The sequence below is a fragment of the Clostridium peptidivorans genome (genome assembly GCF_900205925.1).
GTDB lineage: Bacteria > Bacillota > Clostridia > Clostridiales > Clostridiaceae > Clostridium_AK > Clostridium_AK peptidivorans.
Window position 1 is genome coordinate 16,530 of sequence record NZ_OAOD01000013.1, and the last position, 13,986, is coordinate 30,515.

At 31.4% G+C, this 13,986-nt stretch carries 7 protein-coding genes; 1 reads left to right on the forward strand and 6 read right to left on the reverse strand.

The features are described 5' to 3' along the window. Nucleotides 1-73: 73 nt before the first annotated feature. Complete coding sequence (locus CRN98_RS11390) at nt 74-4,378, forward strand: 2-hydroxyacyl-CoA dehydratase (protein ID WP_097027554.1); 4,305 nt, start codon at nt 74-76, stop codon at nt 4,376-4,378. Nucleotides 4,379-4,482: 104 nt separating this feature from the next. Here CRN98_RS11390 and gltS (CRN98_RS11395) read toward each other — a convergent pair whose 3' ends face one another. From gltS (CRN98_RS11395) to CRN98_RS11420, 6 genes are all read right to left on the reverse strand, one after another. Next, a complete protein-coding gene (gene gltS, locus CRN98_RS11395) occupies nt 4,483-5,673 on the reverse strand; it encodes a sodium/glutamate symporter (protein WP_097027555.1) in 1,191 nt (396 codons plus the stop codon). Nucleotides 5,674-6,239: 566 nt separating this feature from the next. Next, nucleotides 6,240-7,433 (reverse strand): sodium/glutamate symporter, encoded by a 1,194-nt coding sequence (gltS, locus tag CRN98_RS11400; RefSeq protein WP_097027556.1) that lies wholly within the window; start codon nt 7,431-7,433, stop codon nt 6,240-6,242. A gap of 699 nt (nt 7,434-8,132) precedes the next feature. Beyond that, nucleotides 8,133-9,323: a sodium/glutamate symporter gene (gene gltS, locus CRN98_RS11405; protein ID WP_097027557.1), complete on the reverse strand. Its 1,191-nt coding sequence runs from the start codon at nt 9,321-9,323 to the stop codon at nt 8,133-8,135. 155 nt (nt 9,324-9,478) lie between these two features. Next, nucleotides 9,479-10,672 (reverse strand): sodium/glutamate symporter, encoded by a 1,194-nt coding sequence (gene gltS / locus CRN98_RS11410; RefSeq protein ID WP_097027558.1) that lies wholly within the window; start codon nt 10,670-10,672, stop codon nt 9,479-9,481. A gap of 675 nt (nt 10,673-11,347) precedes the next feature. After that, nucleotides 11,348-12,541, reverse strand: coding sequence for a sodium/glutamate symporter (gltS, locus tag CRN98_RS11415; protein WP_097027559.1), 1,194 nt, complete (start codon nt 12,539-12,541; stop codon nt 11,348-11,350). Nucleotides 12,542-12,839: 298 nt separating this feature from the next. After that, nucleotides 12,840-13,871, reverse strand: a complete 1,032-nt coding sequence (locus CRN98_RS11420) for an ABC transporter substrate-binding protein (RefSeq protein WP_097027560.1) — start codon at nt 13,869-13,871, stop codon at nt 12,840-12,842. Between the last annotated feature and the right edge of the window lie 115 nt (nt 13,872-13,986).

Below are 13,986 nucleotides of genomic sequence, written 5' to 3' on the forward strand. Positions count from 1 at the left end.
TATATTTAAAATATATGGGTATTTTTTGAAGCATAAAATTATAAAATAGAAAGTTTAAAAAGGTGAGAGAGCTATGAAAAAGGTATTGCATTTGGGATTAGATGTGGGTTCTACCACTGTGAAAATTGCAGTATTAGATGAGTGTTTTAATGTAGTATATAGTAAATATGAAAGACATTTTTCTGACATTAAGAGCACTATGATAAAAGTAATAAAAGAAACATATAAAATTTTTAGTGATTACCCCGTAACTATAATGGTTACGGGATCTGGTGGCCTTGCAGTTTCTAAGTGGCTTAATATACCTTTTATCCAAGAAGTAATAGCATGTACAACTACTATAGATAAATTTATACCTAAAACAGATGTTGCAATAGAACTTGGAGGAGAAGATGCAAAAATAACCTTTTTCAAAGGAGGGCTCGATCAAAGAATGAATGGAACTTGTGCAGGGGGCACGGGAGCATTTATAGATCAGATGGCATCACTTCTTAAAACTGATGCAGGAGGATTAAATGAGCTAGCCAAAAATTACAATGTAATATATCCTATTGCAGCTAGATGTGGGGTTTTTGCAAAAACTGATGTACAGCCTCTTTTAAATGAAGGAGCAGCTAAAGAGGACATAGCAGCTTCTATATTTCAAGCTGTAGTGAATCAAACCATTAGTGGACTTGCTTGTGGAAAAGTTATAAAAGGGAATGTGGCTTTTTTAGGAGGTCCACTTTGTTTTTTATCAGAATTAAGACAAAGATTTATAGAAACGTTAAATTTGAAAGAAGAACAAGTTGTTTTCCCAGAAAATTCCCAGATTTTTGTTGCCATGGGAGCAGCAATTTCATCAATAGATGATAAGATAATTAGCTTTAATGAATTAAATGATAGATTAAAAGTATTAAATGAAGATCTAAATGAAGAAACTAAAGCTTTGCAACCATTATTTTTATCTGAAGAAGATTTATTGAAATTCAAGAGAAGACATGATGAGCATAAAGTAAAAACTAAAGATATAAAAGAACATAAGGGAAACTGCTTTTTAGGTATAGATGCTGGTTCTACAACAACTAAGGTAGCATTAATTAATGAAAAATCAGAACTTTTGTATTCGCATTATGGAAGTAATGAAGGAAATCCATTAAAATCTGTAATTAATATTTTAAAAGATCTTTATAAAAAGCTACCTAAAGAAGCAAGTATTGCAAATTCTACAGTAACAGGTTATGGAGAGGGACTAATAAAAGCTGCACTATCTGTAGATATAGGAGAAGTAGAAACCATTGCTCACTATAGAGCAGCAGATTTCTTTTTACCAGGAGTGGATTTTATATTAGATATTGGTGGGCAGGATATGAAATGCCTTAAAATAAAGGATGGAGTAATAGATAGCATAATGCTAAATGAAGCTTGTTCTTCAGGTTGTGGTTCTTTTATTGAATCTTTTGCAAATTCTCTCAATATGAAGGTACAAGACTTTGCAAAGGAAGCTATTGTTTCTAAAAAGCCTGTGGATTTAGGGTCAAGATGTACAGTATTTATGAATTCAAAAGTTAAGCAAGCTCAAAAGGAAGGAGCAACTGTAGGGGATATATCGGCAGGATTATCCTATTCTGTAATAAAAAATGCACTTTTCAAAGTTATAAAAGTAAGAAATACTGAAAGTTTAGGGAAAAAACCAATTGTGCAAGGAGGAACTTTTTATAATGATGCAGTGCTTCGTGCTTTTGAGTGTGTTTCGGGAAGAGAAGCTGTAAGGCCTGATATATCAGGGCTTATGGGAGCTTTTGGAGCAGCAATTATTTCAAGGGAAAGACATGAAGAAGGACATGGCTCAACACTACTTCCTTTAGAAAAGCTTGAAAATTTTAGCTCAAATACATCTATGAAAAGATGTGGAAAGTGTGCAAATAATTGTCTTTTAACTGTTAATAATTTTTCAGATAGTTCAAAATTTATTTCTGGTAATAGATGTGAAAGAGGAATAGAAAAAGAAACTATTAGCGAAGATGTACCTAATTTGTTTGAGTATAAATATAAAAGATTATTTGATTATATACCTTTGAAAAAGGAAAAGGCGATAAGAGGAAGTGTAGGAATACCAAGGGTTTTAAATATGTATGAAAACTATCCATTTTGGTTTACACTTTTCAATGAGCTTAAATTTAGAGTAGAAATTTCACCAAGGTCTTCTAAAAATATTTATGAACTTGGACTAGAAACGATACCTTCAGAGTCTGCTTGTTATCCAGCAAAGATTGTTCATGGACATATAATGAGTCTTGTGAATAGAGGAATAAATTTTATATTTTATCCTTCTATACCTTATGAGCAGAAGGAATTTAAAGAGGCAAATAATCATTTTAACTGTCCTATAGTTACATCTTATCCTGAAGTAATTAAAAATAATATGGATATTTTAAAGGAAAAAAACATTAAATTTATAAATCCTTTTTTACCTATTGATAATAAAAAGAAGATGTTTAAAAGGCTAAAGGAAGAATTAAATGAATTTAATATTTCAAATATCGAACTTGAAAGAGCCTTAAGTCTTGCATATGAAGAGGATAGAAAAGTTAAAAGTGATATAAGAATAAAAGGCGAAGAAGTAGTAAAATATTTAAATACTACAGATAAAAAAGGAATAGTACTTGCGGGAAGACCTTATCATTTAGATCCGGAAATAAATCATGGAATTCCTGAAGTTATAACATCTTTTGGTATAGCTGTGCTTACGGAGGATTCTGTAGCACACTTAGGGAATGTAGAAAGACCTCTAAGTGTTGTAGATCAATGGGTTTATCATTCAAGGCTTTATGCTGCAGCAAGTTTTGTAGCTAAGGAAAAAAATTTAGAACTTATACAGCTTAATTCTTTTGGATGTGGGCTTGATGCTGTAACCACAGATCAGGTACAGGAAATATTAAATTCCTATGGTAAAATATATACTGTACTTAAAATTGATGAAGGAAGTAATTTAGGTGCGGTTAAGATAAGAGTAAGATCTTTAATGGCGGCAATGCAAGAAAGAGATAAAAATCAATTTGTACCACATAAGATAATTGAACCAGAGAAAAGAGTAATTTTTACTAAAGAAATGAAAAAAAAGCATACAATACTTTGTCCACAAATGGCACCAATACATTTTGAATTAGTACAAGAAGCCTTTAATGAGGCAGGGTATAAATTAGAAATACTTCCATCTGTAGATAGAAGTGCAATAGATGAAGGACTTAAGTATGTAAATAATGATGCTTGTTATCCATCTATAGTAGTAGTAGGGCAAATAATAGAAGCTTTAAAGTCGGGAAAGTATGATTTAAACAACACTTCAGTTATAATATCTCAAACTGGGGGAGGATGTAGAGCCACAAATTATATAGCATTTTTAAGAAGAGCATTAAAGGAAGCAGGCTTTAGTGGGATTCCTGTTATATCTGCAAATGTAGGAGGAATCGAAAAAAATCCAGGATTTAAAATAAGCTTAAGGCTTGTTAATAAGGGACTTATGGCTCTTATTTATGGGGATTTACTTATGAGAGTACTTTATAAAGTAAGGGCCTATGAAAAAATTCCTGGCTCTACTAATCAGCTTTTTAGAAAATGGATGGATAGATGCAAGGAAAGTATAAAAAGTGGAAATCATAACGAATTTCAAGATAATATTTGGGGTATAGTCAGAGAATTTGATAATTTGGAGATAAAGAATATTATAAAACCTAAAGTTGGAGTGGTAGGGGAAATCTTAGTAAAATTTCATCCAACTGCAAACAATGAAGTGGTAGATATTTTAGAAAAAGAAGGAGCAGAAGTAGTAGTACCTGATTTATTAGACTTCTTTATGTATTGTGCTCATGGTGCCATATATATGTATGAAGAACTTGCAGGTTCAAAGGTTGCAGCAGTTATTTCAAATTCAGCTATAAAATTTATGGAGTTTTACAGAAAAGAAATGAAAAAGGCACTAGGCTATAGTAATAGATTTAATGCCCCACAAAGTATTGAAGTTTTAGCAGAAGGAGCATCTAAAATACTTTCATTAGGAAATCAAACAGGGGAAGGGTGGTTCTTAACTGCTGAAATGGTAGAGCTTATTGAAAGTGGAGTTAAAAACATAATATGTATGCAGCCGTTTGCTTGTCTTCCGAATCATGTAACAGGAAAAGGAATGATAAAAGAGCTTAAAAGGATTTATCCAGGTGCAAATATAGCTGCTATAGACTATGACCCTGGTGCCAGTGAAGTAAATCAGTTAAATAGAATAAAACTTATGTTATCTGTGGCAAATAAAAATCTTCAATTTGAAAAAAATACAGTACGTAATAGAGAAGAAAAGCAAGATTTTATTCAAGAATACAACGAAGGAGTTCATTTAGGAATCTAAAATATAAATAATAATTAATAGGTTATAAGAAAATTTAACTAAAAAGAAGTTCCACCAAAGCGGAACTTCTTTAAAAATTATCAAATATAAAATGTTAATTAAATTTATTTGAAGAAGTTTACGAATGCAGTGATTATGATTGCATTTGTAAAGTCTATTAAGAATGCACCAACTATAGGTAATACAAAGAATGCTCTTGGAGCTGGTCCGAATTTTTGAGAAACTGATGTCATGTTAGCTATACCGTTTGGAGTAGCTCCCATACCAAATCCACAGTGTCCAGCAGCGCCAATTGCAGCATCATAGTCTTTACCCATGAAGTTAAAGGTAATAAATGTTGCAAATAAAGCCATAAGTATTGTTTGAGAAATTAATATTATAAGCATTGGACCTGCTATGTCTGCAAGTTCCCATAATTTTAATCCAATTAAAGCCATTGAAAGGAATACATTTAATCCTATATTTCCAATTGCATCTGTACATTTTGAATTAATATGCCATTTACCAGTAGATTCACCAACGTTTAATATTATAGCGGCAATTATCATTGAGCTTACATATGAAGGCAATGTAAGTCCAGCTTTTACAAAGAATTTTTCAAGTACTGCACCGATACCTATAGAAACTAAAACTATAGCAAAAGTTTTAAATAATTCTTCATAAGTAATTTCTTCTACAACTTCAGTAGTAGCTGCAGCTTGCTTAATTTCTGTGGAAACAGAAGGTTTTAAACCCTTTCTTTTAATAAGACCTTGACCTATAGGTCCACCGATTATAGAACCCATAACTAGTCCGAATGTTGCAGCTGCCATTGCAGCAGTAACGGCACCCTGCATACCTTGGCTTTCAAATAAAGCACCAAAGGCAGCACCAGTACCATGTCCACCTGTCATAGTTATAGAACCAGCAATTAATCCGAGTTTAGGATCAATTCCAAGAATGTTTGCTAATACAATGCTTAAAGTATCCTGGAATACACAAAGTAATGAAGCAAGTAACCAGAATATAACAACCTGTAATCCACCTTTTTTAATTAATTCTATACTAGCGCCCATACCTATTGTAGTAAAGAATACCATCATAAAAGGTTTTTGTAATGTAGTATCCATATCAATCATTAAAAGTCCGTTTTGTCTTAGTATAAGGTTTACAATTGCAAATACAAGTCCACCAATAACTGGTGCAGGTATACAAAATTTTTCAAGTAAGCTTATTTTAGTTCTAAGCCATCCACCAAAGTAGAAAACAACAACTGCAATAGCGGCAGTTTGCATCATGTCTAATTTTAACTGCATTAAAAATACCACCTTTCTTAATAAATTAATTCATAGATTGTTAAAATTTTAATTATATAAAAATAATATAAAGTTCAAAAATTAAGTATATATCCGGTATCCTTAAGGAACAATTAATATACTAGCATAAATATTTTCATAATTCAACATTTTTTTATAAATAATTTTAATAATGCAATATTTTTCAGAAAAACTTAAGAGATTTTAAGTTAAAATGTCGATAAAAAGGGGTCTATAAACAATAAATAAGCATTAATTTATATGGGATTTTGCATTAGTGTAAAGTGATTGTTAAACAAGTAACTTGTTTAAGTTAGGAGTAGTTTAAGTAAGTTAATTTTAGTTTAAATAGTCATCTATAAGTATAACTGACGACTTATAAAGCATAGAAAAGTTTTAACTAATTGAAAATGAAGGAATTGATTGGTGTGTGGTCATATTATAAAATATATTAAGAATAGGGAAGATTTTAATTGGGGTTATAGATAAGATTATTATATAAAGAATTATTAAATAAAAAAGCATTGAGGAACTTGTCCATCAATGCCTTTTATTATGTTAAAATATTATTTTCCAAATATATTTACAAATGTAGTTATAATTAATGAATTAGCAAAGTCTATTAAGAATGCACCAACTATAGGTAATACGAAGAATGCTCTTGGAGCTGCTCCGAATCTTTCTACAACGGATCTCATGTTAGCCATAGCAACAGGAGTAGCTCCCATACCAAATCCGCAGTGTCCAGCAGACATTACAGCAGCATCGTAGTCTTTACCAGTTAAGTTGAATGTAATAAATGTTGCGAAGCAGAACATCATAACTGTCTGAACTACTAATATTACAAGCATTGGGCCAGCTACATCAGCAAGTTCCCAAAGTTTTAAGCTTATTAAAGCCATTGATAAGAATACGTTAAGACCAATTGAACCTATTGTATCCATGCATTTTTGATTAACTTTTAATTTTCCAGTACTCTCACCAACGTTTAATATAATTGCAGCAATAATCATTGAGTTAACGTAGGATGGAAGAGTAAGTCCCATACCTTTGAAGAATTTTTCAAGTATAGCTCCTATACCTATAGCTACTAATACAATAGTGAAGGATTTAAATAATTCTTCGTAGCTTATAACTTCTTCTACAGCTGAAGTAGCTGCAGCATCATTGGCATGAGTTTGAACGCTTGATTTAAGATTTCTCTTTTCAATTAAACGCTTTGCAACTGGTCCACCAATTAATGAACCAAATACAAGACCCCAAGTAGCAGCAGCCATTGCAGCTGTCATCGCACCTTTAAGTCCCATTTCTTCAAACATTGGAGCAAATGCAGCACCAGTACCATGTCCACCTGTCATTGTAGCAGAACCAGCTATGATTCCAAGTAGTGGATTGGCTCCCATTGCATTAGCAATAGCTACTCCCACTCCATCTTGAAGTGCAGCTAATGCAGCAGCACAAAGCCAGAAAATAAGAACCTGAATTCCGCCTTTTTTGATAAGATCTATACTAGCAGTAAAACCTATAGTTGTAAAGAATACCATCATAAATGGTGTTTGAAGAGTTGTATCCATGCTAAGAGTAAGTATTCCGTTTACTTTTAATAAAGTGTTTACAAGAGCAAATACTATACCGCCTACAACAGGTCCAGGTATACAAAACTTTTGAAGAACTGGGAATTTACTTTTTATCCATTCTCCAAGATAGTACATTACCACTGCCACAGCTGCGGTTTGCATCATGTCTAATTTAAATTCCATAATAAGTCCACCTTTCTTATAAAAAATTTAATTAAATTTGTAAAATATGAAAACGATATATTGGGTACACATATTATTATACATAATACGATAAAAAAATCAATCTAAAAAATTAAAAAAATGAATAAAAAATCAAAAAAAATTCATTTATCAAATAAAATTGAATAATATTTATCTTCTTGAATAAATATTCTTTAATTTTTAACAAAAAGTTTATAAAATTATAAATATAGTAGAAATAATGTAAATAAATTGAAAATTACTATGCAAATACGGATTTAAGTTTGTCGTAAAATGGGGTTAGTATAATTATATAAAAACAACAATGAAACGTCCTAATATAAGTGGTTACAAGATGAATTATTAAGCAATAAAATGCATTAAAATACTATATTTTAATATATTTAAATATAATGATAAAATTAATGCATAGAGTATTATAAATATTTACAAAAGTATTAATTAATTATGAATAAGCTTACTTGATAATTAGTTAAAATAAAAAAATAATAGATGTTGATATTGGTTGTATTATCATAAATATGAAATAGGACGTATGCAATATTTCATTAGCATATAAATTTTGAGAAAAGAGAGGGGAGGCCAATAATGATTAAAAAAATAAAAAAATAGTCGCTGATTTCTAATTGATATTAAGTTATTTAATGTCAATTAGAAATTAGCGACTAAAATAAGTTTTTATTTAGCAAAGATATTTGTAAAGGTTGTTATTATAAGAGCGTTTGCAAAGTCTATTAAAAATGCACCAACTATAGGTAAGACGAAAAATGCTCTTGGAGCTGGTCCGAATCTGTCTACAACGGATTTCATGTTCGCCATAGCAACAGGAGTTGCTCCCATGCCGAACCCACAGTGTCCTGCGGACATTACGGCGGCATCAAAATCTCTGCCTGTGAAATTAAATGTAATATACATTGCAAATAAACCTGTAATTATTGTTTGACCTATAAGTATTATTACCATAGGACCTGCCAGCTCTGCAAGTTCCCAAAGCTTTAATCCTATGAGAGCCATAGATAAAAATACATTAAGTCCTATATTGCCCAATATATCCATACATTTGCTATTTACAGACCATTTACCTGAAAGTTCTCCAGTGTTTAATATTATTGCTGCAATTATCATTGAGTTAACGTAGGAAGGTAAAGTTAATCCTAAGTTTTTAAAGAATTTTTCAAGTACTGCGCCTATAGCTATAGCAATAAGAAGAAGGGCAAGAGATCTAAATAATTCTTCATATGTAACTCTTTCTTCTATTTCATTTACTACACTGCCTTTTGGCTTTTCTTCTTTATTTGGTTGGAGTTTTTTTCTTTCTATTAATGATTTTGCAACTGGTCCACCAATTAATGAACCAAATACAAGACCCCAAGTAGCAGCAGCCATGGCAGCAGTCATCGCACCTTTAAGTCCCATACTTTCATATAATGGAGCAAAGGCGGCTCCGGTTCCGTGTCCTCCTGTCATTGTAACTGAACCACATATAAGTCCCAGTAGGGGGCTAACGTTTAAAATTCCTGCAAGTGCCACGCCTAGGGCATCTTGTAATGCAGCAAGACCAGCAGCACATGCCCAAAATATGAGAACTTGAATTCCACCTTTTTTTATGAGTTCTAAACTAGCTGTAAATCCTATGGAAGTAAAAAATACCATCATGAATGGGCTTTGGAGAGTTGTATCTAAGTCGATTTTTAGAATATTACTAAGTCTTAATATTAAATTTAATATAGAAAAAACAAGTCCTCCAACAACAGGTGCTGGAATACAAAATTTATAAAGTATTGTAAATTTAGTTCTTAACCATTCTCCAAAGTAGTATATTACTACGGCTAATGCAGTGGTTTGCATCATGTCTAGTTTGATTTCCATATATCTTCATCCTTTCTTGATATTTTAAATAGATATCTATCTAAAATCTTTCCCAAGGAATTAAGATATTATGCATTTTTACAATTTAATAAAGCTTATAAAATAAAAAAAGCACTGAGGAACTTGTCCATCAGTACTTTTTTTATTTAAAAATATTATTTTCCGAATACATTTGCAAAAGTAGTTATAATTAATGCATTAGCAAAGTCTATTAAGAATGCACCAACTATAGGTAATACGAAGAATGCTCTTGGAGCTGGTCCGAATCTTTCTACAACGGATCTCATGTTAGCCATAGCAACAGGAGTAGCTCCCATACCAAATCCGCAGTGTCCTGCAGCTATTACAGTTGCATCATAGTCTTTACCAGTTAAGTTGAATGTAACATAAGTTGCAAATATGAACATCATTACTGTTTGTACTACTAATATTACAAGCATTGGGCCAGCTACATCAGCAAGTTCCCAAAGTTTTAAGCTTATTAAAGCCATTGATAAGAATGCGTTAAGACCAATTGAACCTATTGTATCCATGCATTTTTGATTAACTTTTAATTTTCCAGTAGCTTCACCAACGTTTAATATAATTGCAGCAATAATCATTGAGTTAACGTAGGATGGAAGGGTAACTCCCATACCTTTAAAGAACTTTTCAAGTACAGCTCCCACACCTATAGCTACTAATACTATAGTGAAGGATTTAAATAATTCTTCATAGCTTAAAACTTCGTCAACAGCTGTACTAGCTGCAGCATCATTAGCATGAGTTTGAACGCTTGATTTAAGATTTCTCTTTTCAATTAAACGTTTTGCAACTGGTCCACCAATTAATGAGCCAAACACAAGACCCCAAGTAGCAGCAGCCATTGCAGCTGTCATTGCACCTTTAAGTCCCATTTGTTCAAACATTGGAGCAAATGCAGCACCAGTACCATGTCCACCTGTCATTGTAGCAGAACCAGCTATAATTCCAAGTAATGGATTAGCTCCCATTGCTTTAGCGATAGCAACTCCTACCCCATTTTGAAGTGCAGCTAATGCAGCAGCACAAAGCCAGAATATGATAACTTGAATTCCACCTTTTTTGATAAGATCTAAACTAGCAGTAAAACCTATAGTAGTAAAGAATACCATCATAAATGGACTTTGAAGAGTTGTATCCATATTTAGTTTAAGTATTCCGTTCATTCTTAGAACAGTGTTTACAAGAGCAAATACTATACCGCCTACAACAGGTCCAGGTATACAAAACTTTTGAAGAACTGGAAGTTTACCTTTTATCCATTCTCCAAGGTAGTACATTACCACTGCCACAGCTGTGGTTTGCATCATGTCTAATTTAAATTCCATAATAAGTCCACCTTCCTTTAATATAAATTTAATAAAAAAATAAGTTTAATAGCTTGTACTGAAAACGTTAATCATCAGTACAATTATTATTATACATATAATAATAAAAAAAGCAATCAAAAAAATGAAAAAAATGAAATTTCATTTCGAAATATTTCATTTGTCAGTTAAAAATGAATAATATAAGATTAAATTTATAATAATACAAAAAATTATTAAAAAATTAATAATTATATTATATTAGTTTCAAAAAAATATATAAAAATTGACTATATTGGGCGAAATAAGTCAAGTAAATATAATCATATTAAATAAAGTTAGCACTATTCTTAGCAGGGGAGCAGAGCTAGGCATCACTGTTATAGGCTCTATAAGCGATATGTGACTTTTAAATAAATAAACTGATTGGATTGGATTTAAAAAATATATAAAAAATATGTATATATATTTATATCTAATTCAAAAATTAATGGTAATGTGAATAAAATGTTAATTTTAACGGAATAAAATCTAATAAATTCCATATTATTACTAAAAATTCAATTTAATAATATTTGCGCAAAAAATAATATATGAAATATTTTTATTGTCGAAATTCAAAAAAATATAAAAAAATACCAGTATATAAATATACTGGTATAAGGAATGGACTTATTTATATCTATTTATATATAACTATTTACCAAAGAAATTAGCGAAGGTAGTTATGATTATTGCATTAGTAAAGTCTATTAGGAATGCACCAACTATAGGTAATACGAAGAATGCTCTTGGTGCAGCTCCGAATCTTTCTACGACTGATCTCATATTAGCCATAGCATTTGGAGTGGCTCCCATACCAAATCCACAGTGTCCTGCAGACATTACAGCTGCATCAAAGTCTTTTCCCATTATATTAAATGTTACATAATAAGCAAATAACCACATCATAACAACTTGAGCTAATAATATTACAAGCATTGGACCTGCTACTGCCGCAAGTTCCCAAAGTTTCAATGAAATTAATGCCATAGATAAGAAAATGTTAAGTCCTATTGAACCTATTATTTCAGTACATTTTTGGTTTACATGCCATTTTCCAGTAGATTCTCCAACGTTTAATATGATAGCAGCTATAATCATTGCGCTAACGTAAGCTGGAAGAGTTATTCCTAACTTTTTAAAGAAGTTTCCAAGTACTGCGCCAATTCCAAGAGCTATTAAAAGTAAAGCGAAGCTTCTGAAAAATTCTTCATATGATACAGCTTCTTCACTTGCAGCATTAACTTCTTCTTGAGAAACATATAATTCAGGATGAGATTTAAGATTCCTTGTTTCTATTAATCTTCTACCAAGAGGACCTCCCATTAATGAACCGGATACAAGTCCAAAAGTTGCAGCTGCCATAGCGAAGGTTGTAGCTCCTTGAAGTCCCATTTGTTCAAATACTGGACCGAAGGCACCGCCGGTGCCATGACCACCGGTCATTGTAACAGAACCGCATATAAGTCCAAGTAGAGGATTTTGGCCTAATGCTTTAGCGATTGTTACACCTAGTGCATCTTGAAGTAGAGCAAGAACAGATGCTACTAACCAGAATATAGCAACCTGAAGTCCGCCTTTTTTAACAAGTTGCAAGCTTGCTGTAAATCCTATAGATGTGAAGAAAACCATCATAAATGGACTTTGTAATGTAGTGTCTAAAGTTAATTTAAGAGTACCGCTTTGTCTTAAGAAAAGGTTTACGATTGAGAAAATGAGTCCGCCAACAACAGGGTCTGGAATACAAAATTTGTAGAGTAATTTCCATTTGGATTTTACCCAACCGCCGAAGTAGTAAATTACTACGGCTAATGCAGTGGTTTGCATCATGTCCAATTTAATTTCCATAAAAATTCCCCCTTAATTTAAATAAATATAATTCCATAAAATATCAATTTAATGTTAATATTTCCTATATGTACATTATATACCTTGCTAAAATAAAGTCAATTTCATAAATCTGACAAATGAAGTAATTATTTTTTAAAATTTCAAATGTGTTTAAAAAATGCATAATAAAGATTGAATATTTATAATTATAAATTAATTTCTTAATGTTTATTTATAATTATTTAAAAATGTTAAATAATAGAAAAAATAAAAACCGTCTTATCGAAAAATAAGGCGGTTTTTATCATACGATTTTTTACTTAATTTTAGTTATGACTTTTTTTCCTATATTATTGTTAACAATATCAGTAAACGCTGGTCTTTTGGGAATTAGATCTAATTTATAGGACTGTATTACATCCATTAATTTTGTCATGGATTCTTCTTTTAATATAGGGTCTTCTGCAAAAGCATTTATACTTTTATAGTTCTTTACAACAGATACTATTACATCTTTGTCTGTTCCAGGAAAGAAAGATATTATAGATTCAGCTACCTTTTCATCACTATTATTTTTAACCCATAATTGACCTTTGTATAAAGCTCTTGTGAAATTTTCTATAAGTGCTTCATTCTTTTGTATGAAGGATTTGGTTGCAAAAAACGCAGTATAGCCCATATCTCCAACAGATTCTCCGATAGAAGCTACTATTTTACCTGAATTATCTTTTTCAAGCATTGTAGCTGTAGGTTCAAATAAAGCTACATAATCCCCAGTGCCAGCTTTAAAGGCTCCTGAAGTTGCAGTAAAAGCTAGATTGGTAATAAGCTTAACATCTTTAGCAGGATCTAATCCATGCTTTTTAAGAGCATATTCTAATGCCATTTCAGGTACTCCACCAGGTCTTCCGCCAATTATGGTTTTACCTTTCAAAGATTCCCATTTAAAGTTATCGTCTTTTGTTCTGCCTACAAGGAAAGAACCATCTTTTTGAGTTAAATTTGCAAATATCACTGGAAAATCTTCTCTGTTTTGATTATAAATATAGATAACTTGTTCAGGTCCACAAAAACCTATATCAGCACTTCCGCTCAATACCTGCTGCATAGTTTTATCAGCACCTTGTCCTGTTGTAAGGTTGATTTCTATGCCTTCTTCTTTAAAAAAGCCATTATTTATTGCTGCATAAAAAGGAGCATAGAAAACAGAACGAACAACTTCATTGACATTCACTTTTACTATCTTCTTTTCCTCAGTTTTAGTCTTACCGCTGCAAGATACAAGTGTTACCATTAAAGTTATGATAATAATAACATAAGAAATAAGTTTATGTTTTTTATGTTTCATAAAATCCTCCGATTAAACTTTTTTATATTCTTATAATATGTAAGATATTATTAAATGTGATAATATAGTTTTAATAGTGAATAGTTAATACTTAACAATTAATACTTTTATTGAA

Bases quoted from the DNA above. Each gene is read 5' to 3' on its own strand.
- CRN98_RS11390 (WP_097027554.1), top strand. From the start codon at position 74: ATGAAAAAGGTATTGCATTTGGGATTAGATGTGGGTTCTACCACTGTG.
- gltS (WP_097027555.1), bottom strand. From the start codon at position 5,673: ATGCAGTTAAAATTAGACATGATGCAAACTGCCGCTATTGCAGTTGTT.
- gltS (WP_097027556.1), bottom strand. From the start codon at position 7,433: ATGGAATTTAAATTAGACATGATGCAAACCGCAGCTGTGGCAGTGGTA.
- gltS (WP_097027557.1), bottom strand. From the start codon at position 9,323: ATGGAAATCAAACTAGACATGATGCAAACCACTGCATTAGCCGTAGTA.
- gltS (WP_097027558.1), bottom strand. From the start codon at position 10,672: ATGGAATTTAAATTAGACATGATGCAAACCACAGCTGTGGCAGTGGTA.
- gltS (WP_097027559.1), bottom strand. From the start codon at position 12,541: ATGGAAATTAAATTGGACATGATGCAAACCACTGCATTAGCCGTAGTA.
- CRN98_RS11420 (WP_097027560.1), bottom strand. From the start codon at position 13,871: ATGAAACATAAAAAACATAAACTTATTTCTTATGTTATTATTATCATA.